We start from the raw sequence: 24,797 nt of genomic DNA on the forward strand, positions 1-24,797 counted from the left end.
CCCGCACCTTCCCCACCGCCCACTCATCCCGCCGACCACGCCACCGCCACCACCTCACCCCTGCCTGCCCCCTACCCCGCACACAGCACGTCTTGCAGATGTTCTGAACCAGGTGGATGCCGCCGGATTTCCGGCGTAGTCTGGTGTGGACATGATGGGCTTGCGGAAGCTGAGCCCTGGTGGTCATGAGTACCTCACGAACACGGTGGCGTGCGCCGATCGCAGCCGTGAGCTCGCACCCGGCGAGCTGTTAAGTGACTACTACCTCTCCCGTGGTTACCCGGCAGGCCAATGGTTCGGCGCCGGAGCAGAGCACTTAGGACTCTCCGGCGCAGTCACCCCTGCCCAAATGGACGCCCTCTTCGGCGAAGGCCGCCATCCGAACGCCGACGCCATCGAAGCCGAGATGATCGCCGACGGCGCCACCTCCGCAGAAGCGCTGAAAGCGACTCGGCTGGGCCGGCGGTTCCCGCAGTACTCCGCACTGGATCACCTGCGCTCCCAAGTGGCCCAGGCGTACAAGGACCACAACGTCTCCCTCGGCCGACCTGTGGGCGCACCGATTGCGGCCGACACGCGCGCGGCGATCCGCCACGGCGTGCACATTCAGGCCCACCGCACAGCCCACGACGGCAAGGGCCCGGCCAGCGACGAAGAGCTGAACGGATGGCTGGCCGAGCAGAAACGGAACCTCAAGTCCGCAGTCTCCGGGTTCGAGGCCGTGTTCACTTACGACAAGGGCCTCTCCATCGCGTGGGCGATGGCGTCACCAGAAGGACGAGAGCGCATTGTCGGGATGGCCCGCCAGGCAGCCCTCGACACCGTGACCTACATGGAACGCAACATCGCCTTCACCCGCCGCGGAAACATGGGCGAGGCACAGATCGATGTCAACGGGATCACTGCGGCGTTGTTTGAGCACTGGGATTCCCGCGCGGCCGATCCACACCTGCATTTTCACGTGTTGATTTCGTCGAAGGTGCAGGGCAGCGAGGACGGTGAGTGGACCGCGCTCGACGGGCGCACCATGTTCGCCGCGGCGGTCACCGCGTCGGAGTACTTCGATAACCGCCTACGCGACCTGTTCCGCGAGCAAGGCGCCGCATGGGTGCAGCGCGGCGCCGAGGGTGTGGACATGAAGCGCCCGGTGTGGCAGCTGGAAGGCATCCCGGTCGAGCTGGTCAAGCTGTTCTCCCAACGTCACCGCCAGTTCGAAGCCGCCCGGGCCAAGCGGATCGTGGAGTTCACGGCCAAGTACGGAAAGGAGCCGACGCCGAAGGACATCTTCGCCATCGACCGGGCCGCCCAGTACGACAACCGGCCCGGCAAACAGCCACCCAAGACGCTTCCGGAACATCTGCAGGTGTGGCGCGAACTCGCGCTGAGCATCGTGCCCGCGAACCTTTTGGACACGCTCGCCGACCGTGTGTTCCTCAGCGGACGCGCGGAGCCGGATGCCTTCGACATCGCCAAGCTCGCCCAGGCGACGCGGGATGTGGTGTCGGACAACTACAGCCACTTCTCGTGGTGGAACCTCGCCGCCGAAGCCCACCGCCAGACCGCGCACCTGACGGTGCCGGTCGACAAGCGCGAACAGCTCGTCGACGACGTCGTCGACACCATCCTCGCCCAGCCCGACACCCTCGCCCTCGTCGGCCCGGCCGCGGTCGACGAGCCCGCATCGCTGCGCCGCCGGGACGGCGAGTCGGTGTTCGTGGAGCACCGCTCCACCCGCTACACCACCACCGCGACCCTCGCCGCCGAAGGTGACTTGGTCGCGTGGGCCCGTCGTGGCGGCGGGCACCGGCTACGGATCGACACCGTGGAAAAGGCCCTAGCCGATCAATGCCTGAACACAGGACAGGCGGAGATGGTGCGCCAGTTCGCGCGTTCCGGCCGTCGCCTGCAGCTCGCGTTGGCCCCGGCCGGGGCGGGGAAGACCTCGGCGATGAAGGTCTTGGCGACCGCGTGGCGGCGCACCGGGCACCGCGTCTACGCCTTCGGCCCCTCCGCCCGCGCGGCCCAGGAGCTCGGCGTGTCGATCGGGGCGAAGCCGCACACGTTGCATCAGCTGACCACCGCGCTGCGGTTCGGGTTCGCCCACCGCGCGTTCCCGATGGAAGCTGGTGACCTGGTGATCGTCGATGAGGCGGCGATGGCCGGCACCCACACGCTGTATAAAGTCGTGAAGTACGCGCTGATCAACGGCGCCGATGTGCGGCTGATCGGAGACGACGCGCAGCTGGCTGCGGTCGAAGCCGGCGGGGCGATCAGGCTGATCGCCCACGACGTCGGCGCCGTGCGGTTTCGGGAGATCGTGCGGTTTCGCGGCGACGACCGCAAGGAACAGGCCGCGGCGTCGCTGAAGATCCGGGCCGGCAATGCGAAGGGGCTCGAGTACTACTTCGAGAACGGACGGGTATCTGACGGGTCGCTGGAGACGATGCGTGACGCCGCCCGCTCGCACTGGCAAGCTGACCTCGACGCTGGCGTGCAGTCGCTGCTGATCGTGCCGACCAACGAAGACACCGTCGCGCTTAACATCGACGCACGCGAACGACGCCTCGCCCGCGGTGCGGTCGATCGTGGCCGAGAGGTGGAGTTGCACGACGCGACCACTGCCGGGGTCGGGGACTGGGTCGTCACCCGTCACAACCAACGGCTGCTGTCGCTGTTCGGGGGACGCGACTTCGTCAAGAACGGCGACGTTTGGACCGTCACCGCAGTCCACGCCAACGGTAAGATCACCGTGCAGCACCGGGTGCACAAAGCCGCGATCACCCTGCCAGCCGGGTACGTTCAGGCGCACGTGGAGCTCGGTTACGCGGCCACGGTCAACCGGGTGCAGGGTATGACCAGCACCGGCAACGCCCACCTGCTGGTGCCGCCGACGATGACCCGCGAGCAGTTCTATCCGGGCATCACACGCGCCATGCTTCGCAATTTTGCCTACGTCGTCACCCATCATCACGTCATTGACCAGCACCGGGATACCCCCGAGCCGGTGTCTCCGGAGTCGGTGCTCACCGGCGTGCTGAACCACTCCGGCGCCGAGGTCTCCGCCACGCAGACGTTGCGGGAAAAGCAGGACGAGGCGGTGTCGATGGGCACGCTTGTACTCCGCTACAACTACACCGCCACCTACCGTGACAAGGACCGCTACCGCGCCATTCTCGCCCACTACGCTCCCTCCACACTGGATCTCGACAGTGAGCCAGCGCTGATCCAGACGCTGCGCAACGCCCACGACCTCGGCTGGCAACCCGACCCGCTCGTCGCCGCCGTCATGCGCTGGCGCCAGTCCCTCGACGACGCCGACAATCCCGGCGCCGCACTGCAAGCCCGGATCCGAAGGCACCTCGAACGCCGTCAGCCACCCTCACCAACAGCACCTCCGCTACCCGCGGATGTCACTCGCTGGCGCGGCATCGTCGACGCGATCGCCGCGCACGTGGCCGTCGAAGACCCGGAATGGGACCCGATCTGGCATCGCGCCGCCGGTGCGCTGGCGGTCGGGTTCGACGTCGACGCCGCGCTGACCGTCGTCGCCCACCAGCTCGCTGCACGTCCGGTGGTGCCGGACACGATGCCGGATGACCGCTACGCCGACGCCGCGCTCGCCGCCGACCTACAGTGCCGGGGCGAGCGCGGCGAAGCCCACGAGCGCGCCGTTCCGTGGCTGGCCCGACCCGACTTCGCGCACGTCCGCCATCACCCCGGGCACGCCCAGTACCTGCACGAGATGAAACAAGCCATCGCCAACCGCGTCGAGCACCTGCGCGCCACCGTCATCCGCGACCAGCCCACATGGGTATCGGGGCTCGGGCCGCGACCGGACAACGCCATCACCGCCGAAGACTGGGACGACCTCGTCGGCCTCGTCGCCGCCTACCGCGAAACCTTCCGCATCGACGGCGACGCCCCGCTCGGCGGCAAGCCTGACAGCCACGGGGCGAAGGCAGACGCCTGGCGCAGCCTGACCAAGCGCTGGGAGGCGTTCGGGCAGGCGCCGGCATCAGCCTCATCCGAATCTCCATCACCAATCACGACGACCCGCGCCGCTGAGCTGGACGACGTGTTCGCCGAGTTCGAGCGCCACGACGAACGGGTCGTTCTCGAGCCGTTGAACGTGCTGGTTCGCCGCTACGAGCTGCTGGCCCGTGACGGAGATGAAGACCGCTACCTCGACGTCCTCGCCCGCTACGTCCCCGACGCGGTCAACGCCGGCGCCGAGCCCGCGGCTCTGGCGGCGTTGGCTCGCGCCCAGGACCGCGGCTGGCAGGCCGACCGACTCGTCCGTGACCTGGTCGATGACCGGGGTTTCAGCTGGGCCGAGGACCCGGCTGCGGTGCTCGCCAAGCGGGTCAACGAGCACCTCCGGACTCACGATGCGCCCGCCCGGATCGCCTCGGCGACCGACGAGCAAATCGAGCGCTGGCAGCAGATCGTCGCCGCGCATCTGCCGGATGCCGCGGTGACCGAAGAGCGGTGGGGCATCGTGTGGCGCCATGCCGCCGGCGGCGCGATCCGGGGACTCGATTCCGACGCCGCGCTCGCCGACGCCGCCCGCCAGGTCGCCGCGACAACGACCGGTGCCGAGCACACTGACCCTCGACGGACCGGCGTGGCGCTCGTCAGCGCGCTTGTGCGTCAGCACGACGCCGGCGCCGGGCACCACTCCGCTCTGCCGTGGCAAGCTCAACCCGATCTGGCGCACACGGCGAACTATCACGGTTCGCTAGAGCGGCTGGCGACCATGAACGCGGAGATCACCGCGCGAACCGACCAGCTGCGGGACCAGGCCGTGCGGGAACAACCCGCGTGGCTCGCACGCTTAGGTGCCCGCCCTGACGATGCTGCGTTGGCGCGGCAGTGGGATCAGGTCGTCGGGCTCGCTGCGGCGTATCGTGAAACGTACGGCATCACGACCGCGGATGCTGCCTCTCCGCTCGGCAACCAAACCGCCGGCAACGACCTTCGGGCCGATGCCTGGCGGGACATCACCCGGCAATGGAGGCACCTGATGACCACACCCGATCGCGAAGACGCCGCATCGGACGTGATGCTCACCCGCGAGTCACGGCGCGACGCCGCCGACGCCTACGTCACGAAGTTCTACGCCGAACTCGCCGCCGAAAAGGAAGCGGAAGAGGAAAGCGAGGCGGACGCCGCCACGGCCGCGCGCCGCACCGAACTGGAAGACGAACTGGTCGACGGACACGACCACGGCTACGGCGAAAGCTCTCACCGCGGACTGAGTTACTGAGCCACCGACAGCCGACGTCCGGCGAGGGCAGCCGCGGATCGAGCACGTGGCCGTCTTCGCCGGACGTCGTTCCCCCTGGAATTCTCCTTTGATCTCGTTCAGCGTGGTCGACTGGCTGGCAGTTACTTCCTCGCGGCCGCGACCTTCTTGCGCGGCGCCCGCTTCCGAGCCGTGGGGGCCGGTTCGTCGACTACGATGGGCTGGCCGTCGTTCGCCTCGAATGCCTCGATGATCTCGGCGGAGAGACGGCCCCGCTCGGATACGGTGTAGCCGTTGGCGTTGGCCCACTCCCGGATCTGGCGTGACCGTTCGCGATCCGCAGCCGCGCCGGGCTTCTTCCCCTGAGCCGACTCACCTGCCGCCAACCGCACCTTGCGGCCGCCGATCCGTCGCCCGGCCGTGATGTAGCGGGCGAGTTCATCGCGTAGGGCGGCCGCGTTGGCGTCGGACAGGTCGATCTCGTAGCTCACCCCATCCACGCCAAACGGAACGGTCTGGGTGGCGACGCCGCCGTCGATGTCGTCGACCATCTCTACGAGAACTTTCTGCGCCATAACGGCAAACCTCCAGTTACTCCGGCTGCGAATACGGTATGCCGGACGGTGTCACTATAACTTACTACCATCCAGCTACGCTGCAATCGCGGCATTGTTTCCGGAAGCTTCGATCGTCGTGAGGATCTTCCGCCGCCAGCGGAGCGCGAACTTAACACAGTTGTTGCAACGACGGTGGCCGTGGCATTCCGGTAGCGGCGGCTGCCATCGTGCAGCGAAGGACCAGGCCAGAGTTCTCTCTCGGGAGAGAGCTGTTGTGTTGACCTCGGCCAAATGAGTTGCTGGGACGACCAGTGGTGGGGGCATGATGTCAGTGCTCCGATGCAGGTCGAGGATGGGCGGGATCGTGTTTGTCGTGAACTTGGCCGAACGGCCGGATCTGTTAGAGCCAGCGCTTGCGCTGGGTGATATCGGGGCGGAGTTCATGCAGCATGACCAGATCGCTGTGCTGACAAGGGCTCGCCGTCTCGCCGTCCGCTGGCCCGAGTACTTCCTGGTCGTTCTCGACGGCGACGTTCCTGTCGCCCGAGCGGTGAGCGTGCCGCTCGTCTTTCCCGACACCGAGCGGCCAGAGCTCCCGGATCACGGTTGGGACGGGATCATCATCTGGGCGATCGAGGACGCACTGGATCAACGACCCCCAACGTGTGTGGCGGCGCTCGACGTGCAGGTCACCAGTGACCGGCGAGGCGAAGGGATCGCTGCGGAGGCGTTGACGTTCTTGCGACAGTCGGTTCGCGAACGTGGTCTGAGCCGGCTTGTCATCCCGGTTCGTCCGACGACGAAGGATCACCTTCTGTCGTTGCCCATGGAGCAGTTTCTTGAGAGGCGGCGCCCCGACGGGTCATCGGCTGACCCGTGGATTCGTGCTCATGAACGTCTGGGCGGGCAATTCGTCAAGGTGGCGCCGTTTTCCATGACCATCGTCGGCTCTCTCGCCCAGTGGCAGTCGTGGACAGGCAGCTCGGTGCATGAAGGGGCGAACCTGGTCGACGGTGCTCTGGTGCCGGTGCTGGCGTCGACGGAGTTGAATGTCGGTGTGTATGTGGAACCGAACGTCTGGATGGAGCACGCAGTTGGCCAGCCGGAAGCAGCTGATGGTGGGTCATGAGTCCGATCTCCTCAACGGCGTGATAGTTGTGCGCGGAGAGGTCGCCTGCTCCCTCAACGCCTTGTTCTCCAGGGAAAGTTCGTTGATGACCGAACAGCGGCACGTCGAGCAACGTCAGCCAGTGCGGCCGATGTGTTCCCAGCAGGAACCGGAAATTCATGGCAGGCGGCGGATGACGGCGGTCGCGATCGTCCCGGCGAGCACGCCGTACGCCTTACCCAGCAGATGGCCTGGCGTCAGCGTGAGGGAGGCGAACGCAATCGCCGGGAACAGCAGCGAGTCGACGACGACGCCGACAATTCCGCTGCAGAACACCGCAACGACGAGCCCGCGCCGCCGCACGACGAGCGAATACGCGGCCGCGTCGAGGAGTTCGCTGACGGCGAAGGACACCGCGGACGCGGTCGCGATGGCCGGTCCGGCGGCCAGGTACGAGAGTGCTGTGCCCGCGACGACCGCCAGCACGGACGTCCGTAGCCCGGCGAGGCGTTGCACCCAGTCCCGGACCACGAGTACCGGGCCGGCGACGTACACCGCAGCCGCGGCGTCCAATCCGAATCTCACGCCGACAGCGCCGACGTGCTCAGCGAGCCAGTTCGCGCCGACGACGCACGCGATGTACAGCGCAACCACCGACACACGTGCGAGCCGAGCGCTCGATCCGCACGTGCGCCACCGGCCGGCGACGGCAATCATGGCCGGCTAGGCACGGTCGACGAGTCGTCGACGCCGGCCGCTGCCCGTGCCTTCCGTTCGCGATGTTCCAGGGTAAAGCGATCGGCGCGAGCGGGCGCGCCGGCGGTCTTGTGGCCGTCGGAGCGGCAGCGTTGATGGACCCATTCGGTGGCCATGCGTTCGGCGAATCCGGGGCGCCAGTTGTCGTGCCAGTACTGCGCATCGCGGGCGGTGGCTTTCTTGCCCAGGTGGGCTTCGCGCCAGGTGTAGGTGAGTGTGGCCAGTTCGGCGACCAGGCCGGGATGGTCCAGCCAGCAGTCGGGGATGGCGACCGCGCGGGTGCCGGGATTGCCGACGTAGGTCTCGTTGTAGTACTGCACGAAGTGCGCAATCGTGAACAGTGGCGTTTCCCCGCGATGCTCCTTATCCTCGGCCGCAGCCGGCGGCAGGAACATCAGCCACCGCGCCAACCGCGGATCACTCTTCGGCTCATCGGTCAGCTCCGCGAGCGTCTCCGCTACCTGCTCGATCTGCCCGCCCAGCGCTTTGGCCACTGCTTCTAGCCCGGTGACCGCCTCGTCGAGCTCATCCAGCGACCGTGGCTCCGGCCGGTCCGGATCGTCGGGGCGTTCGGCGATGTCGTCGTCGCTCATCGCAGATCGCCCGCACCAGGCAGCGCGAGCGGGTAACCCTCTGACGTGATCGCGGCGGTCCCGGAGCGAATCGCGGCGACGTCGGCCTGCAGCTGCGGCCAGTCCGGTCGTTGCTCGACGCCGACGGTGCGGCCGAGGATGGGGCGGAGGTTGCCATGCAGGATCAGAACCCGGCCGCGGTCGAGGGTGCGGATGTCGCCGGCGCGCAGCGTCGGGACGGTCTCCTCGCCGCTGGCGCCGCGTCCGACGCTGAACAGTCCGTCGCTGTGGTGCTGGTGGGTCCGGCGGCGGTGCTGCCCGGACAGCGTGGACAGCCACTCCAGCGTCTTGTCGTCCTTCAACCCCGGGAACGCGGTCAGGGTGAGGGTGTTGTCGATCAGCTGCAGCCGGCCCGGTTCGCCGTAGAGCTCGTCCAGCTGGGAGCGCGACTGCGCAGACCAGTGGATCAGCACGCCACGGCCGGCGGAGTCGGCGATGATCGCCGGCAGCCGCGGCACCGGCGTCCCCGCGAACAGCTCATCCAAGATCGCCGTGGTCGGTGGTTCCAGCCGTCGGCGTTCGCGGCGCAGCGCGGTGTCCTGGGCGGTGGTGAGGATCTGCTCCACCAGCGCCGTGAGCACCGGCCGAGCCTGCGGTGCTTGGTGTTCTCCGGCGATGATGAACAGGCTGCCGTGGCGGCGCAGGAACTCGTCGATGTTCAGTTCGTCGGCCGGGCTGGGGGTGGCGAAGTAGCGGATGGCGGGGTTCATGAACGGCTCGATCGCGCGGCGGACCGACATCCAGACTGCGTCGGAGGTCTCGGCGACCATCCCGATCTCCGACTCCAAATTCTGCGCCAGCTGCGGATACTGCTGCTCCAGCAACTCCACCGGCTCTCGGTCGGCGGGTTTGGCGATCGACCACCGCACCAGGTGATCGACCGTGCGGTGGTGCATGGCGGCGGCGAGCAGGTACGCCTGCATGACGATCCTGGCCCGGCCGCGGAACACCGCGTCGTTGCCGCCGACGTTCTCCAGCCCGAGCGACGACGCTTCGATCAGCGTCTCCGCCCGTCGCAGTGCGACGGCGGGGTCGGCGCAGCCGGTGACCGGGGACCAGCGGGCGTGTGCCGGCCAGGACAAGGTGCCGGTGGCGTCGATCACCAGCACGGGCCCGCCATCTGGGCGGCGGGTGCGGGCCAGCAGGCACCACTCGGCGAGGTCGTTCTTCGTCGTCGACGCCACCAGCGCCCCCGGAGCGGCGAGCACCTTGTGCACCAAGTCCGTGCGAGACTTGCCCGAGCGGGTCGGCGCGATCGTCCCGGTCGGGGTCTCCAGCGAGGTCACCAGCTGCTGGCGCCGCGGACCTTGGTGCAGCGGGACCGCGATCTGCTCGAGCGGCGCGGTCCGGCGTTGCTCGTCGGTGAGGTCACCGCGAGTCCACGCCGCGGTCGCGCGCGCAGCGGCGACCGACAGGATCTTGGCCATCTCGCGGCGGGTGGCGTGTCCGGCGTCGGTCGGCGCGACCCGCCGCCAGACCGGGATCGCCGTGCCGACGGTCAGGCCGGCGGCGAGCATGGTGATCGTGGTGAACCATATGTAGAACGCCAGCTGGTGATCGCTGACCGCGCCCGACCACGGGACCGGCAGCGCCGGCCCGGGATCAGCGGCGTGGAAGGCGACCGTCAGGGCGAAGCCCGCCCATGCGGTGATCGACGGCCACGCCCAGGTGCCGGTGAAGAACCCGGTGACCACGACGGCGGCGGTGACGACGATCGCGCCGAGTGCGCAGAGGACCGCCAGGGCGGCGACCGCGAGGCCCATCAGGGCGACGTCGCGGTCGAGGTTGAGGGTGTCGGTGCGTGTGCGCGGCATTGGCCGCTCCTCCCGGACAGCGGGAGAGCAGCACCACAAGATTCATCGAAGTGGGCTCCCTCCCGGTGGCGGGGAGGGCGAACTCGGGTCGGCGATCCGGCGGATCGCGACAATCTTTGAAGTCCAAGCCGACAGCGGTTCGAGGATGACGCCGGTGTCGGTGTCGTAGGCGTCGACGATCAGTCCGTGCCCGGCGTACATCCCGACGTGCCGCGGTATCTGCGCGGTGCCGAGGGAGCCGGGAATGAACAGCAGATCCCCAGGCTGCACCTGCTGGATAGAGGAGACCGCGTGGCCGGCGTGGACCTGGCTGACCGTCCCGGCCGGGATCCCGATGCCGGCGGCGGCCCAGGAAGCGAGCATCAGCCCGGAGCAGTCGTAGGCGCTCGGGCCCTTCGCGCCCCACACGTAGGGCTTGCCGAGTTGGCCCAGGGCGAAGCCGACCGCGGCGCGCTGGCGGACATCGGCCGGCAGCGTGAACCCAGGTGGCAGCTTCGTCGGGTCGACCTTGCCGGGGTCGCGAGGGACGTCCGATCCGCCCTGGTCCGGGCAGAGCGTCTTCGTCTGCACAGCCTCCGTCCCGCCGCCAGGCGCCAGAGGCGGGGTCGCATTGTCCGGGCCGGTCCAGAACCGATCCACGATCGCCGCCGCAGCCGGTTCGCGCGAGGCGTAGCGGTCTGGGAAGCCGCTGCGCTGCACCGCCTGCTCGGCCCGGCCCGGTGCCATGGTGTCCCAGCCGGGCAACGCGATCATGGCGTCTAGGAACTTTTCGGTGGCGTAGACGGGGTTGAGGATCTGCTCGCGGGTGCCCCAGCCTTGGCTCGGGCGTTGCTGGAACACTCCGACCGAGTCGCCGTCGCCGTGGTCGAGGTTGCGCAGCCCGGACTCGACCATCCCGGTGGCGATCGCGAGGACCGCCGCCCGCCGAGGCAGCCGGCGTTGCTGCACGATGTCGACGATGGTGCGGGCGATGTCCATCTCGTCGGCGCCCAGCTGCTGCCGGTCAACGACGACCGAGCCGCCGCCCGGGCCGCCCTGTTCGCACCCAGACAGTTGCACGACCGTCGCCACCGTTGCGGGCACGACGATCAGGACCACAGCAATTATCGGCACCATCACCAGCCCGACCATCGTACCGACCGCGACGGCAACGATCCCGTCGGGCCTCACGACGACCTCGCCACGGAAGCGCTGGGCGCCGGCGGATTCGGTTTCCGGACCAACTGGGAATTGGTGTCGAAAATCTGCCGCTCAACCCGGCTCAGCACCGTCTGCACCTTGAGGCCCGTCCGGTTTTCGATCTTCCACAGCGCGCGGCCTTGCCGGTCGTTGGCCCACCCCGTGGTGGCTTCGTGCTCCCTGTCCGACAGGGCGAGAACGTCAGCCAGCTCGCTCGCCACGCGCGTCGACTGTCCCAGCAGGACACGAATCGAGCACAGCGCGAGCAGATCGCGGGCGATGGCGACTTCCTGGGAACCGGTGGCGCCGACGGAGAGGAAGTCACCCGGCTTGTGACTGACCAGAATCTGGATCTTGCGTTCCGCGCGCGAGAGCCGTAGTTCGCTGTCGACAGCCTGGACCGCGCGCAAGCCCAAGCGGAGTTGGCGCCAGATCTCGTCCCGGACGACGATCCGCAGCTCCCCGTCGTTCTGCAGATCCGTCGCCAGCGACGACCACGAGCCCAAGCACGTCAGCGCGACAGCGACGGCCTGGTCGCCGCGGGTCCGCAGCCGCGAGAGGTCCAGGCTCTGGATGGGGGCGTTCCAGTCGACGGTGAAGTTCGTGGCCGCGTCGAACAGGCCGGCCAGCGGGCCGGAGATCAGGTTGGCCAACGCGTCGGTGATTGAGCGGAGATGGTCGAGGAACTGGCGGCGGCCGGCGAAGCGCAGGCCCTCCCACAGCGGCTCCTCCGGGTCCGACAGCGCCTGGTGGACGCCGGGGATGGTGATCGGCGTGAGCTGGGTGTAGCCGTCGCTGACGCCGAGCAGCTGCCGCAGCACCGCCGACAGCGCAGCCTCATCAGTGACCGTGGGCCGGTAACCCTGGGCCTCGGCGAGCGCGACCAACAGCTGCACCCACCGGCCCAAGACTCCATCGAGCTCGTCGCGCTGCCGCTCGATCGGCCACGCGTCCCAGCGGGCGGCCAAGGGGCCGAGGTCGAGGGCGTTGAGGCGGGCGCTGCTCCCCCGGCCGAGCATGATCGGCGTGATCCCGAGCGCGTGCAGCAGCGGGGTGTATTCGCCTTTGACGTCGCCGGAGATCAGGGTGCGGACACCGGTGAGCATCATCCGCAGCAGGAACGCCACCACCGTCGAGGACTTGCCGCGGCCGGGCTCGCCGAACAGGACCATGTTCGGGTTGGTGCAGATCGAGCGCAGGACGAACTCGACCGGGTGCAGGTAGAACGCGCCGCCGGAGTGGACGTCGTAGCCCATCCGCGCCCCGACCGCCGGCAGCGGGCTCGCCGCCAGCAGCGGGTACAACCCGCCGATCTCGTGCGTGCCGGCCTGGTAGACCTGCAGCGGCGCCGCCACCGGCGACCAGCCGTGCCCGGGCCGGGCGAACCCGCGCCGCGGCGCGGCCCGCTGGTTCACGCGGGTGCTACGGCCGTCCCGATGTCGGCGTCCCGTCGGTCGTGTGCTGAGCGCAGGCCCGAAACTTGCGAGCAGTTCCGCCGCGGTCCGCTCGTCGGTGCGGCGGCTCATGACGCGCCGCCCCGCAGCTGTGGCAGCCCGACACCGACGGGCAGGACGGCGGCGACGAACCCGGCGTCCTGAGCCAGTTCCATCCGCAGCAGCTGGAAGCGGCCCGCGATGTCGTTCTCCAGCTTCGCGGCGTGGTCCTCGACATTCCACGTGTCCGGGATCGTGACGGCCGCGGCGACGGCGAAGCGGACGATCCCGTGCCCGGCCGCGACCGCGTGCTCCTGCGCCCGCGCCCCGCCCGCCTCGCGGGCTTCGGCCGCGCCGGAGTTGAACCCCTTCGACGACTTCCAGTCCCGCACGACTCCAGTGCGGAACCGCAGCCGACGCACGGCCTTGCGAGACCGGTGCTGAGAGAGGGTTTCGTAGTGAATGGCCAGGCTGCGGCGCTCGCCGGCGGTCTTGACCGCCAGCAGCCCGCCCAGTGACCCGAACACCGTCCCGGCCTCAGGCATCAACACCGAGTAGGACACCGTCGCGAAGCCGTCGTGGTAATACGCCCGCGGCGACGGTGCCGGGGCGTGCACCGGACCTGCGGTTGCCCAGCGGACACCGGCGTCCCCGGCCTGGTGGCGGCGCGCGGCGAGACCGGCGGCGCTGGCCGGGTTAAATCCAGTGCGGATCGCCACCGCCAGTTCCGGGCCAGACAGCCATTTGACGCCGGTCGCGCCGAGAGACTTGAGCTTGTCCTCGAGCCCGTCCAGCACGCGGTACAGCACCGCGGCCCGGCCGGCGACTCCGCCCCCGGCCGCGGCAGCCGGGCGCCGCAACGCGTCTTCGGTGCCGGAGAGGGTGACGAACACTTCGTGCCGGACCGACACCGCCCCGACCAGCCGATCCAGCTCCTCACTCGCCTGCCGCGCGAGTGCCGGGGCATCCGGGACGTCATGCTCGGCCCGCCAGGCTTGGTGGTCGGCGCCGTCGTCGGGCACAGTGCGCACCAGCAGGCTCATCCGGTCGATGACCTCGCGGTGCCCGATCGACAGCAGCAGGTTCCCGAGCCGGTTGGCCAGGCGTTCGCACTGGGCATCCGAGAGCATTCCGACCCCGGCATGGGTCAGCCGCGCGGTGGCGCCCCACCGGCCATCGCCGGTGTCGTGGATCAGGCACACCCGCCCCAGATCCCTCAACGGCGGCCCGTCGGGAAACCGCAGCCGGGCCAGCACCCCGGGCAGATCCGGCTCGTCCAGATCCGTGGCTTGCCCGGCGACCGCGCGCGACTGCCACCGCGACCAGCCCAGCGCGATGCCGGCGCGGTAAAGCAGCAGATGGCCCAGCCACCGCAGCGCCGGGCGACCGCGGACCGGCACGACTACAAGCGCCGCGGCCGTACCGCAGAGCCCGCCCAGCGCCAGCGCCTGCCCGAAGTGCCCGGCCGCCAGCGCGAGGATCACCGGCACGGCGAGTCCGACGCAGACGAACGCCTGCACGGGTGTCAGTCCGATGATCCAGCCCGCGCGTTCCTTGCGGGACAGTCCCCTGTAGATTCGAGTCGAGGCGGTCACAGCAGCACCGCGGCTTCCTCGGCGTCACCGGCCGCCGCACCACCGCCACCGTCATCCGGTGGCGGACCACCCGGAGGCTTTGGCGCCGGCGGTGTCGGTGGGGTCGGCGGTGTCGGCGGCCCGCTCTCGCCCGGCGGATCGAGTGGCTGCCCGTCGTCATCGCCGTCGTCCATGGGCCCGGGAACGCTTGCGCCCCCGACCCCGTCGCCTCCTGAGTCCGCCACTTCGGTCGCCGAACCGGTTTTCGGTCCTTCCGCGCCAGTACTGGATAAGCCCGTGTCGCGTGCATCGCCACCGGATCCGCCGGCTGTGCCTGGTCTACCGGGAGCGTCTGTTCCGCGGGACACGTCTGCGTCATCGGATGACTCGACGGTCGAATCATCCTCGGCGGCGGCCTGGTCGAAGCGATCGACGTTGGCCTGCTCCTGGCCGTCACCGCCGTTCTCCCCGTCGTCGCCGTTGTTGTCGCCGAACTCCTTGCCCACTTTGTTCCAGAACGCCCGGGCCATGCGCCCAGCGATGCTGTTGGCGCCGTAGGACTCCGAACCCGCGTCCGATAGCTTGTCCCGGAACACCCCCTGCGGGTCGACGTCGGAGTCGACGAACGCGAACAGCTTGAACAGCACCAGCGGCACACACAGCGCGACGAACAACACCCCGATCCCGGCCAGCAGCCCGGACAGGCCCTGCGCGCCACCGACCATTGCTACCGCCAGCACCAGCACGAACGCCAGAGCCGGTTTCATCACGATGGCGACCAGGCCCCAGCGGGCAACTTTCCAGTACCACCGCGTGGTCGCGTCCGCCACCAGCCCAGCCGCGGCAATCGGAACCGTGGCGACCACCAGGTAGATCGCCGCCTCGCGGAATACCGCCTCGAACGCGAAGCCCAGCCCGGCCGGGATGACGCCGAAGGCGCCGGCGAGACCGAGCACGACGTTCTTCACCTCGTCGGAGAGGGCGTCGGTGAAGCCGGTCATGTTTAGTGCGTCGCGGAAGTTCCCCACCCGAAGCCCGATGGACAGGATCGCTTCGGTCAGCCCGTCGGCCGCGGCGAGGAACGCCGCGACCACCCCGACGGTCACCGCGAGGGTGATGCCGTACTGGATCGGGCCGGTGATCAGGCGCATGAAGCCGCGGCCGCCGTGCAGGACGGTGATGATGATCTGCCAGAAGAACATCCCCAGCGCGATGACCCCGGACATCCACAGCGTCATCGGCCACAGGATCGACACCGGTCCATCCGTGGTGGACACCGTGAAGAGGGAGAACTGGTCGACCAGCTGGAACGCGGTGCGCAAAATGAACAAAGCAGCGGCCCAGGTCGCAGCCATGAGCGGCTCGAGAACCCCGGCCGCGGTCGCTTTGACCCCCGCGCCGGCCAGCCTGCCCAGCGCCTTCAGCAACTCGAGCTCCGCGGGCGTCATCGGACGCCGTCCCGGGTCAGGGGCCGGTAGCCCGCCGCGACCGATTCGGCGCTGCCCGGCCACGCCGACGCTGCGTAGGCGGCGCGGGCGCCGGGAGCAATCCGCCACGCGGTACCGGTCCAGCGCAGGGCCTGGCAGTCGCCGATACCCATGCGTGTGCTCTGGCCCTGGTAGTCGAAGCTCAGCTGCCCGAGCGTGCAGACGACGGCGAACCGGCCCGCGTCGGTGGTGCCTTTAATCAGGCCCTGGGACACCTCGTAGGTCACCGTCAGGCCGGGCTTGAGCTCGCCTGGGCGGATGCCGGCTTCATCGCGGAAGGACGACAGCAGCGCGAGCGGACCGCTGCCTTGTGGAGATGGAGCGCGCGCAAGCGCGAACTCGTCGTAGGCCCGCAGGTAGGTGGAGGGGTCGCCGCCGCGCAGAGCGGTTTCGTTGAAGTCGGTCAGCCAGCCGAGCGCGCCTTCCGCAGTGGCCGGGAACCCGTCGGAGATCACGCGGTTCGCGATCGGGGCCGGTCGTGGGACGGTGATCGGTGGCCCGGCCGTGGCGGTGGTCAGTTCGTGAGGAAGGGCCGCTTCGGGCGGCAGGGTCATCATGGGACGGATGGCCAGCGCGGTCACCTCGTCGACTGGCGCCGTGGGTGCCGGCGAGGACGCGCCGCCGGGCGGAGCCGCGGCCGGCGGGGACGATGGTGGTGCCGTGGCCTGCCGGGCTACCAGCACCACGGCGACCGTGGCGACGAGCAGAACGACGATGATGATCAGCCGGGGCGTTCGCCTACGATGGCGCGGCGATGCGGTGGAGGTGAACATGGCTCAGCCGCCCGCGAAGCTGTTGATCAGCGACCAGCCGATGCCGTAGAGGATCGCGCCGGCGACGGCGCAGAGCATCATGACGACGCCGACTTTCCCGGCCCGGTGGTGATCGACCCAGCGGCCGCCGACCCAGACGATCAGCCCGACGAAGAACCCGAGGATCAGTGCAACTCCCGCGCCCCACTTGACGTTGTTGAGCAGCCCCAGGATCTTGTCGCCGCCGATCTCGGGCTGCACGGGTGTCGGGTTCGGGATCTGGCCGAGCCAGTCGATGACAATGTGCGCGGACATCGCGCCCTCCAAGTCGCACCGCCCGACGTCGCGTCGAGCGGGTCAAGGGGGAGGGCGTTGAAGTTCTTCTCGCCTGATCGGGGGGATCGGCTCAGCTGGAGTCGTCGTGGTTGGCCGCGCGTCTCGTGCGTCGGCGGGCGCTGCCGGCCCGCGAGAGCAAGGGCAGCCGACGGGTCCGCTGGGGTAGCACGCGCCAGGACCGGAGCAGGTGTTCGGCGGGTGAGCGCAGTGATGGCGGCGTCACGTATTCGGTGACGCCCTGCACCGCGAGGTCGCGGTTGTGCGGGAAGAACACGGCCTCGGGTAGCAGGACGTTGGTGCGACGGCCCGCGGTACCGGCTACGCCTTCGGGCCACCGGCGGGCGCCCACGACCAGCAATCGCGTGGGCGGGGTGACCGCGCCTGCACGGACCCATGGCTCGAGGCGGGCCAGGACTTGTTCGGCGTGCGCGAGTCCGGGCACTGTGGGCCGCACCACCAGCGCGGGAATCGGTGATGGGCTGCCAGTGCGCAGCCACTGCCCCGGTCCGAGAGCAGGGTCGGTTGCCAGGCGCCACGGGTCGTGGCCGATGTCGACCACGGTCGCGTCCACACTCCAACTGCCGCCGGGATGCCAGTACGGCGGCGGCGGAAACAACACCGGCTCCCCGGTGGCCTCCGCGACGTCGAGGCGCGCCAGGATCGCCCGCGCCCGCCGGGAGAACCGGACGCCGGCCGCAGGACCGGGCCCGTTCCGTCGTGGCCCGTCGGCCCGCGCAGCGCGCCCCAGTCCGGAGCGGACCGGATCGCCCGCGTCGACAAGCAGAACGGAACGCCCCGCCAGCTGGAGCGCATCGGCTATCGCGACAGCAGTGCTCGTGGCCCCGGCCCCGGGCGATGCAGCCATGATTGGCACAATCCGGCCGAATGGCGACCAGTCGAGCAGCTCGACCGCCGCCTCCGCGGGTGTGGCTTTCTGCTTCTCGGTCGCCGGTGAGTCCACACGGGAGTCAGTGTCCTCGGGTAGGTTCTCGGCTGGGGTCATGACGAGCCTCCCTTCAGCGATGTCGGTGCGCCGGTGAAGGGTGCGGCGGTCACAGCGGGACCGTGCTCCAACCCCCTGTACGGGGTGGCGTGGGTTGCTTTCTCTCAGTGAACCGAAGATACTGTCAACATGTGTGGCTCTTTGCATTCGATGGTAGACGGAACCTTCGATGTGTCAAACACGATCCATCACGGCGAAGTCTGAACCGGACGGTCACGAAACTGGGCGGGGTGCGGTGTGGGGCGACGGTATGAGGACGAACCGGTCTTCGACAGCTGGGGATCGACCTCGCCCGAACTCCTGGACTCGCCGATCCCGCACCGCCCCTACGCTGCCCAGCAGCAGCTCACCCTCGACCTGCTCGACCTGGACACCTTCGCCGAGCGGTTGACGTATCTGTTTGAGCACGAATCCACCTACTACGTGCTTGACGGTGAGCCCGTTGTCGATCCCGACGAAATTGCCCATCTAGCCGCCGGTGAGAAGCCCGGGTTTCGAAGTTTTGTCGCGCGGGTCCCCCTGGTGGCACGATGGGTTCAGGCACGTAGTGGAGTGCCTGTTACCAGACAGGCCTTGCAGAACTTCAAGGGCGGGATCCGTGAAAATACCCGTCCGTCGATTACCCGAGGCTTGGCCGCGTTCTGGCGAATCCATCGAGACCTGCTCGACCCCCACGTCGCGGCCGCGGAGTTCGAAGTGCCCTACGACGAGACTGACCGCCGAGCGCACGAGCTGATGATCGAGATCGGCGGGGTCGGCGTCAACGCCCGGACGATCGCCAGCCGTCTGGACGGAGCTCACGAAGCGGACAAGCAGCTGTTGCTGAAGGTGCTGGAACGGATCGCCCGGAGCCGCCGTGACCCCGGCCAGGAGCGACCCGGCTGACAGTCCGACGCCCCGCGTCTCCGCCATCACGTCCGGTTGCCGGCGGCACGCTGTCGCGGTCCCATCTTCGTTGCCAGCCGTTGGACCCGGCGCTCGCTCAGCGCGTCACCGACAGCGGCCAACCAGACCCGTCGCGTGCCGTCGTCGACGCGCAGACGCTCGGTTTCCGGCCACCACACCTCCGCGTCCTCAGCATTGTCGGTGCCGCCATCGCAGATGGGCTCGTGCGACGGGTGCGACAAGTGCGCGACGAGGGCGGCGATCGCAATCTCGATCTCGACGGCGGTGGCCATCGGTTCGATATCCAAACCGTAGACAAGTTTGAGGTCCTGCAGCTCGTGCCGGATCGCGCAGCACGTCGCAGCGTCGATCAACTGGTCCACGATGAGCAACGCGTCCTCGATTTCGACCAGTTGCTGGAGCTGGGTCAACGGGGGCCGGCGGCGGCTGGTGAGGAGAATCCGCGTGCGTCGCCACAGGCGTTCGACCGCGGCGTCCTGGCGTTGCGTGCGGCGCCGGTCGCGTCGCTCGAACATCGTGCGGGTCGCTGCGGCGAACGCCGAGCCCAGGATGAACAGCAGCAGGCCGGCGGCATCGGTGAACACTCCGAAGTGACTGCCCCGGGGCACATGGTGCGGGTCGGCCAGCAGCCGGAGTGCGCCGCCGAAGCGCCAGCACAGCCCGACCAGCGACACCGCGATACCCAGCTGGGCCAGGGCGACGCCGCCTCGGACCCCGGCTACCTCGCCCGCGGCCACCACGGTCAGGCCGAGCAGCAGCAGGGCGAGCCAGGCGACCATATAGCCCAGGTAGGTCGCGCTGTAGAGCTGGGAAGGCAGTGTCGCGTTGCGGGGTGAGGCGAAGAAGGAGGTGTGCGCGCCGGCCAGCACGTAGAGAGTGACCATCGCCGCGGCGCAGGCCACGAAGATCGTGACCACGCCGGGCAGGGGAAGGCGCAGCTGTCCAAGGGTGTGCAGGAACGCGGCGACGAAGACCATCGCCAGCATCCCGAGCACGTGGTGGACGACGATCGCCACGTTGCGTAGCCCGGTCAGGGCATCGGCCCAGTCCAAGGTCATTGGGTCGCCGGCCGCCATGGACAGGGCCATGCACGCGATGCCAGCCGTCAACAGGTGGCGGCTGAGGGTGTAGCCGACACCGCGGTTGACCAACACCTTCCGGGCTGACTCCGCCACACCCGCAGCGGCGGCGCCGTACCAGAGGACGGTGACCGCGTCAGCCATCGGCGCACAGGTGGCGACGGGCTCCGAAAGCGGCACGCAGGGCCGTGCGGCCCGGAGGGAGCTGGCGGTCGCGGTGGCGCGCGGTCCCGGCCCGTACGTGCGCCTGCAGCAGGTCGGCGAACTGTTCGGCTTCGAGCTCGTGCTGGTTGCCGGTGCTCGTGCGGCGGCGGCAGACGTAGTCGCCCGGGTGGTCCAGCAGCCAATGCCCGATCTCGTGGGAGACGATGTGAAACACGTGCGTCGGGACGGCGGCGGCCGCGACCCCGAGCAGACACTCTGTCCGCATGCGCATCATCAGGCCGCTGGTCCCGCTGCGCCCGGTCGCCATTCGCCCCAGGACGACGGTCATTCCCCGTTGCTTCCCGAGTGCCTTGAGGAAGGCGCGTAGCTCGAACGGGTACCGAATCGGCAGCGTGGCGATGATGCTTTCGCAGCGCCGGCAGAATTCCACGTCATCGTTTGTTGCGTGATTCAACTTTCTCCCCTGGATGTTGTCGATCCTGCCGGCCCCCACCGGCCCTGGTCTGCCCGTGCCACGATGGATCTTCTTCGGAGCAGTTCACAGCGTTGCCGCCATCCTGACGGACGCGACAGACCTCAGACGCACGAATACGCTCGCCGGATCCCGCAGTCTTCGATTGCGGGGGTCATGCGGGGGCGTTTGCGGTCGTTGCGGGGTCCCTGCGGGTCCGCATATTCCCCCCGGGAGGCCGCATTCTTGCCTGGTGCAGGGTTGATTCCCGAGGCTGCGGCCGACTAGTCAGGACGTCATGGTGCTGAATTCGGGGGACGCGCCGACGCGCGAGACTGACACTGATCTGATGACGTTGGCATGGGGGTTCAATCATCTTGATCCGGCGGTCGCCCAGACGGCGTACGAGACGCTGGGGGCGATCCGGCGGGGGTGTCCGGTCGCGCGCAGCGGTGAGCTGGACGGGTTCGTGCTGGTCACCGGCTATGACGAAATCCGCGAGGCCGCGCAGGCGCCGGAACGGTTTAGTGCCTACGTCGACGGGCTGGGTGCGTCGGCGGTGGTCACCGAGTTGCGGGAGGCGGTGGCACCGATGTTCGAGACCGACGCGGAGCACCATCACCAGTGGCGGCGCGCGCTGGCGACCTTCTTCACCCCGGCGGCCGCGGCGGCTCAGCAGCAGTACGTGCGGGCGATCTGCCGGGAGACGCTGCAGGAACTGATCCCTCGGGGCGCGGGAGACCTGGTCGCCGGCTATACCCAGCAGGTGCCGCCGCTGGTGATCGGGCGGGTCCTCGGGCTAGGCGAGCTGGAGCGTGCGTGGCTTTCGGAGCATGTCCGTGCGCTCTACGGCGCCCAGACGTTGACCGACACCCAGCAGATCGGCCGGGTGTACGCGGACTTCCTGCTCGAGCAGATCCGCGACCGCCGCGCCCATCCCGGCTCCGACCTGCTCTCGTGCATGGTCACCACCGACGTCGACGGGCGTACCACCGGCGAGGACGAGCTGGTCAAGATGACCATGCTGATGGTCGCGGCCGGGCACCTGACCACCGCCGACGCCTGCGCCACCGCGACTTTGCAGCTCCTGGAACATCCTGCGCTGCGCGAGCTCGTGGCGGCCGACTCCGGGTTGCTGGAGGCGTTCGTCGAGGAGCTGGTCCGGCACGAACCAGCCGTCGCGGCCACCGGCCGCACGGCCACCACCGACACCTACCTCGGCAGGATGCCGCTCTCACCTGGGGACCGGCTGTTGCTGGCCTGGGGCAGCGCCAACCGCGATGAGCGCCACTTCGCCGACGGCGACGTTTTCCGGCTCCATCGCGAGCGCACCCCGACACCGCACCTGGGCTGGGGGGCCGGCGAGCACCGCTGCCTCGGCCGGCACATGGCCCGGGTCGAGGTGCGGGTCATGCTGGAGGAGCTGCTGCGTGCGGTCCCGGATGTCCGGCTGCAGCCGCACGCGAACGTGCGGCGCACGTTCGGGGTCATCCGCGGTGTGGCGGCGCTTCCGGTGCAGTGGAGCCATCGCTAGCCGCCATGTACGCCTGATACCACTCGGCGAGCTCGGTGCGGCCGCCCCGCAGGTTGAGGTGTCGGTAGATCTTCGTCAGGTCGCCTTCGACCGTCCGCGCCGACACGTGCAGGGCAGCGCCGATCTCGATATTCGACTTCTCGTCGCCGACCATGCGCGTGATTTGCCACTGTCGCGGGGTCAGAGGCGGCGAGGTGGGGTCGGTGTCGCCGAGGGCGAAGGCCACGATGCGGTCGTCGCGCCATCGAGCGCCGGCAGCTCGTGCCGCCTCGAATGCCTCCTCGCCGATGCCTGCCTTCTCTGCGGTGCCGTGGATGATCGCGTCGTTCGCGATGTCGCGATGGTGGCGCCATCCGGGCAGGCCGTTGAACCGGACGCCGTGGCGGGCCTGCAGGCTGTCCGAGCCGCCATACAAGTGGGCAGCGCCGAGGAGATCGCCTGCCAGCACGCGTTTGCGGGCTTCCTCTTCCACACCCCAGGCGGGGCCCCACAGGTCGCCGAGTCTCACCTGCGCGCGCAGCGCGTTGCGGGCGCTGGCCTGCGGCTGTGAGCCTTCGGGCAGACCGCGGGTCCATTCCGCCCAGGTGATCGCCCATTCCGCGCCGCTGGCGTGGGCGGCATCAAGGCACCACCCCGACATGCGGTCGGCCTCCTCGACCGGACCGAGCAAGCCGGCGGTGAACGCGTGAAACAGCCCCGCCATGTATTCCGAGCCGTGGGCGCCGGCCGCACGGAATCCCTCGCGGGCCGCTTCCAGCTTTGCGTAGCCGCTGCGCGACCCGAGGGCCAGCGCGTCGTAGCTGCCGTCGATGAACTGCACCGCCGGGGCGTTCTCGATGCCCATCTGGCGGGCGAGGTCCAGGCACTCGTCGCGGTGGGCCTTGCCGCGTTCGCGCGTGCCGAGTGCGATCCAGATCCAGCCGACCATCGCCAGCGCTGAGACTCGCATCGGCGCGGGCTCGGCGAGACCCGCTTGCAGGAGCTTCTCGACCTGTCGGCAGACAGGGATTTCCGTGGCGAAGAAGAACGGTGCGCGGGTGCGCAGCAGGTCGAACATGATCGTCAGCCCGCGTTCCACCTGCCCGCGCTCGGCGCACCAGTTCACCACCGCCGTGATGTTGCCGGCCTCGGCGTTGACCCCGGTCAGCCAGCACATCTCGTCCGGACCGAACCAGCCTTCAGCCGCGTCCCGCACCAGTTGTGCGACCCACGCGCAAAGGCGTTCTTCGATCGCGTCCTGGTCACCGAAGCGTCGCAGGCGCCGGCGGCCGTACTCGCGCAGGTAGTTGTGCTGCCGGTAGCGGCCGTCCGCCGATGCGCCTTCGATGATCGAGTGCCGGACCAAGTAATCCAGGGTCGTCAGAATCACGGCACGGTCGACGACGGTGTCCGCGCAGACCCGCTCGGCCGCCTCGAGTGTGAAGCCGCCGGTGAACACCGTCAACCTCGCCCACACTCGCTGCTGGACCTCAGTGCACAGCTTCCAGGATTCGCCGATCGCCGCGTCGAGGGCCAGGTGATGAGCTTGGACTCCGCGGGTGCCCGGGGCGTATTTCAAGGCGGATCCGCCTTCCAGGCGTTCGAACACCACGCGGGGCGATCGTCCGGTGCTCAGCTGGGCCGCGACGAGTTCCAGGATGAGCGGGATCCCGTCGGACCAGCGGACCAGGCCAACGATGGCCGACCAGTCGTCGTCGGCGGTCAGCGGACGTCCGGCCAGGGCAGCGCGGTCCTGCAGCAGCTTCACCGCGTCGCACTCTTCTGCTTCGACGCGGCCGGCGTTCTTGTCGGGGACATGGAGAGGGTTGAGGTGCACAATGCGTGCACCGTGAATCTCCAGCCAGGCGCGGCTGGTCGCGATGATCTGTAATTGCGGCGCCCGGTTGATCAACAGGTCGACGAGTTCCTGGATGGGCTCGAGCAGGTGTTCGCAGTTGTCCAGTACGAGCAGGACACTGTGGTCGCGCAGGAACTCGATCAGCACGTCCAGCGGCCGGGCGTCGGGCTGATGGTTTGCGACGCGTAGATCTGCGAGCAGCAAGTTGCAGATTCGCTCTACTGTCGTTTCGTTCCCGGGTTCATCGCTTATTTCCGCGAGTCGGACGAAGGCAGCCGCGTCGTAGGCGTCGCAACGGTGTCCAAAGGCTTCTCCGGCCGCCCGCGTCTTTCCCACCCCGCCGCTGCCAGTCACCACCACCAGAGGGTTGCCTTGGTCGACATAGCCCTCGATCTCAGTCACTTTCTGCGATTGACCGATGAGTGTCGTCGGGTAGGCCACACCCGGTATACCGGCCCTCGGCAGCGGTCTACGCGCCATGGCGCCGGCGCGTAGCACTATTCACGCCCGTGGTGCATCCTGCCGCGGCGTGCGTCGTCGACATTGCCCCTCCTCGTACCGTCCCTGCTCGTCACGGGCATCGATCGATGCTCGTACCAGCCGCTCGCCGACTAGAAACGCAGCATCTGAGGCGTGCCGCGCTCCGCGTCTTGTTTCGTACCACGGGTAGCACCGCGACCCTCAAGCATTAACCACGGGAACACTCAATCGAGTTAATCGCCAACAACCGAGCTACAGCACCTCAGCTACAGTGAGTAGCGAACGGCCCTTCGGTCGGTCGATCGAGAAGAGCCACACCGCGAAGATCACGAGAAGCGTCTAATTGCATACTTTCTGCAACATCAGGCAGGAGGGGCGCTCAGATAGACACAGGCAGTCCGCCAGGAGCAGACACACATGTTGACTTTTGCCGGGATCTGGTTATTGTTCGTTTCAGCAAGGCTGACCG

18 protein-coding genes are annotated in these 24,797 nt (G+C 68.8%); 4 read left to right on the forward strand and 14 right to left on the reverse strand.

The window, feature by feature from the left end; genetic code table 11:
• The first annotated feature begins 154 nt into the window (after positions 1-154).
• A complete protein-coding gene (gene mobF / locus C2L59_RS39145) occupies positions 155-5,266 on the forward strand; it encodes a MobF family relaxase (RefSeq protein WP_233223955.1) in 5,112 nt (1,703 codons plus the stop codon).
• A 122-nt stretch (positions 5,267-5,388) separates the two neighbouring features.
• On the opposite strand, the gene C2L59_RS39150 is transcribed toward mobF, so the two are convergent.
• Positions 5,389-5,820 carry an Lsr2 family protein gene (locus C2L59_RS39150; RefSeq protein WP_103354641.1) on the reverse strand — a complete coding sequence of 144 codons (432 nt, stop codon included), beginning with the start codon at positions 5,818-5,820 and terminating at the stop codon, positions 5,389-5,391.
• Positions 5,821-6,154: 334 nt separating this feature from the next.
• Here C2L59_RS39150 and C2L59_RS39155 point away from each other — a divergent pair, with 334 nt between their 5' ends.
• Positions 6,155-6,931: a Long-chain-fatty-acid--CoA ligase gene (locus C2L59_RS39155; protein WP_233223932.1), complete on the forward strand. Its 777-nt coding sequence runs from the start codon at positions 6,155-6,157 to the stop codon at positions 6,929-6,931.
• A 156-nt stretch (positions 6,932-7,087) separates the two neighbouring features.
• Here C2L59_RS39155 and C2L59_RS39160 read toward each other — a convergent pair whose 3' ends face one another.
• From C2L59_RS39160 to C2L59_RS39210, 10 genes are all read right to left on the reverse strand, one after another.
• Complete coding sequence (locus tag C2L59_RS39160; protein ID WP_158263139.1) at positions 7,088-7,495, reverse strand: VUT family protein; 408 nt, start codon at positions 7,493-7,495, stop codon at positions 7,088-7,090.
• Positions 7,496-7,623: 128 nt separating this feature from the next.
• Complete coding sequence (locus C2L59_RS39165) at positions 7,624-8,259, reverse strand: hypothetical protein (RefSeq protein ID WP_103354643.1); 636 nt, start codon at positions 8,257-8,259, stop codon at positions 7,624-7,626.
• On the reverse strand, positions 8,256-10,112 hold the full coding sequence (locus C2L59_RS39170) for a type IV secretory system conjugative DNA transfer family protein (protein ID WP_103354644.1): 1,857 nt from the start codon (positions 10,110-10,112) through the stop codon (positions 8,256-8,258). The genes C2L59_RS39165 and C2L59_RS39170 overlap by 4 nt, the downstream gene beginning before the upstream one ends.
• 42 nt (positions 10,113-10,154) lie before the next feature.
• The gene (locus C2L59_RS39175) at positions 10,155-11,243 is read right to left on the reverse strand and encodes a C40 family peptidase (protein ID WP_233223933.1); all 1,089 of its coding nucleotides are present in this window, start codon (positions 11,241-11,243) and stop codon (positions 10,155-10,157) included.
• Positions 11,244-11,278: 35 nt separating this feature from the next.
• Positions 11,279-12,706 carry an ATP-binding protein gene (locus C2L59_RS39180; RefSeq protein WP_233223934.1) on the reverse strand — a complete coding sequence of 476 codons (1,428 nt, stop codon included), beginning with the start codon at positions 12,704-12,706 and terminating at the stop codon, positions 11,279-11,281.
• Positions 12,707-12,813: 107 nt separating this feature from the next.
• Positions 12,814-14,319 carry an SCO6880 family protein gene (locus tag C2L59_RS39185; protein WP_103354645.1) on the reverse strand — a complete coding sequence of 502 codons (1,506 nt, stop codon included), beginning with the start codon at positions 14,317-14,319 and terminating at the stop codon, positions 12,814-12,816.
• On the reverse strand, positions 14,316-15,746 hold the full coding sequence (locus C2L59_RS39190; RefSeq protein ID WP_103354646.1) for a hypothetical protein: 1,431 nt from the start codon (positions 15,744-15,746) through the stop codon (positions 14,316-14,318). The genes C2L59_RS39185 and C2L59_RS39190 overlap by 4 nt, the downstream gene beginning before the upstream one ends.
• The gene (locus C2L59_RS39195; protein WP_233223935.1) at positions 15,743-16,366 is read right to left on the reverse strand and encodes a hypothetical protein; all 624 of its coding nucleotides are present in this window, start codon (positions 16,364-16,366) and stop codon (positions 15,743-15,745) included. Before C2L59_RS39195 ends, C2L59_RS39190 begins: the two co-directional genes overlap by 4 nt.
• A gap of 195 nt (positions 16,367-16,561) precedes the next feature.
• Positions 16,562-16,852, reverse strand: coding sequence for a hypothetical protein (locus C2L59_RS39205; protein ID WP_233223936.1), 291 nt, complete (start codon positions 16,850-16,852; stop codon positions 16,562-16,564).
• A 91-nt stretch (positions 16,853-16,943) separates the two neighbouring features.
• A complete protein-coding gene (locus C2L59_RS39210; RefSeq protein WP_103354648.1) occupies positions 16,944-17,876 on the reverse strand; it encodes a hypothetical protein in 933 nt (310 codons plus the stop codon).
• A 237-nt stretch (positions 17,877-18,113) separates the two neighbouring features.
• On the opposite strand from C2L59_RS39210, the gene C2L59_RS39215 reads away from it, so the two are divergent.
• Entirely contained in the window at positions 18,114-18,761 is a 648-nt protein-coding gene (locus tag C2L59_RS39215) for a hypothetical protein (protein WP_103354649.1), read from the forward strand.
• 26 nt (positions 18,762-18,787) lie between these two features.
• On the opposite strand, the gene C2L59_RS39220 is transcribed toward C2L59_RS39215, so the two are convergent.
• Positions 18,788-20,005, reverse strand: coding sequence for a hypothetical protein (locus C2L59_RS39220; protein ID WP_103354650.1), 1,218 nt, complete (start codon positions 20,003-20,005; stop codon positions 18,788-18,790).
• Complete coding sequence (locus C2L59_RS39225; RefSeq protein WP_146060495.1) at positions 19,998-20,354, reverse strand: hypothetical protein; 357 nt, start codon at positions 20,352-20,354, stop codon at positions 19,998-20,000. The genes C2L59_RS39220 and C2L59_RS39225 overlap by 8 nt, the downstream gene beginning before the upstream one ends.
• 472 nt (positions 20,355-20,826) lie before the next feature.
• Between C2L59_RS39225 and C2L59_RS39230 the strand changes: the two genes are divergently transcribed.
• Entirely contained in the window at positions 20,827-22,011 is a 1,185-nt protein-coding gene (locus C2L59_RS39230) for a cytochrome P450 (protein ID WP_103354828.1), read from the forward strand.
• Here the strand turns inward: C2L59_RS39230 and C2L59_RS39235 are convergent.
• Positions 21,965-24,250: a LuxR C-terminal-related transcriptional regulator gene (locus C2L59_RS39235; protein ID WP_158263140.1), complete on the reverse strand. Its 2,286-nt coding sequence runs from the start codon at positions 24,248-24,250 to the stop codon at positions 21,965-21,967. The two genes, C2L59_RS39230 and C2L59_RS39235, sit on opposite strands and share 47 nt — an antisense overlap.
• Between the last annotated feature and the right edge of the window lie 547 nt (positions 24,251-24,797).

It is taken from the genome of Amycolatopsis sp. CA-128772 (assembly GCF_002904295.1).
Taxonomy (GTDB): domain Bacteria; phylum Actinomycetota; class Actinomycetes; order Mycobacteriales; family Pseudonocardiaceae; genus Amycolatopsis.

Excerpts from the sequence above, each read along its gene's own strand:
- mobF (WP_233223955.1), top strand. The coding sequence starts at position 155 with ATGGGCTTGCGGAAGCTGAGCCCTGGTGGTCATGAGTACCTCACGAAC.
- C2L59_RS39150 (WP_103354641.1), bottom strand. The coding sequence starts at position 5,820 with ATGGCGCAGAAAGTTCTCGTAGAGATGGTCGACGACATCGACGGCGGC.
- C2L59_RS39155 (WP_233223932.1), top strand. The coding sequence starts at position 6,155 with ATGGGCGGGATCGTGTTTGTCGTGAACTTGGCCGAACGGCCGGATCTG.
- C2L59_RS39165 (WP_103354643.1), bottom strand. The coding sequence starts at position 8,259 with ATGAGCGACGACGACATCGCCGAACGCCCCGACGATCCGGACCGGCCG.
- C2L59_RS39170 (WP_103354644.1), bottom strand. The coding sequence starts at position 10,112 with ATGCCGCGCACACGCACCGACACCCTCAACCTCGACCGCGACGTCGCC.
- C2L59_RS39175 (WP_233223933.1), bottom strand. The coding sequence starts at position 11,243 with ATGGTCGGGCTGGTGATGGTGCCGATAATTGCTGTGGTCCTGATCGTC.
- C2L59_RS39190 (WP_103354646.1), bottom strand. The coding sequence starts at position 15,746 with ATGACGCCCGCGGAGCTCGAGTTGCTGAAGGCGCTGGGCAGGCTGGCC.
- C2L59_RS39205 (WP_233223936.1), bottom strand. The coding sequence starts at position 16,852 with ATGTCCGCGCACATTGTCATCGACTGGCTCGGCCAGATCCCGAACCCG.
- C2L59_RS39210 (WP_103354648.1), bottom strand. The coding sequence starts at position 17,876 with ATGACCCCAGCCGAGAACCTACCCGAGGACACTGACTCCCGTGTGGAC.
- C2L59_RS39220 (WP_103354650.1), bottom strand. The coding sequence starts at position 20,005 with ATGGCTGACGCGGTCACCGTCCTCTGGTACGGCGCCGCCGCTGCGGGT.
- C2L59_RS39225 (WP_146060495.1), bottom strand. The coding sequence starts at position 20,354 with ATGACCGTCGTCCTGGGGCGAATGGCGACCGGGCGCAGCGGGACCAGC.
- C2L59_RS39230 (WP_103354828.1), top strand. The coding sequence starts at position 20,827 with ATGACGTTGGCATGGGGGTTCAATCATCTTGATCCGGCGGTCGCCCAG.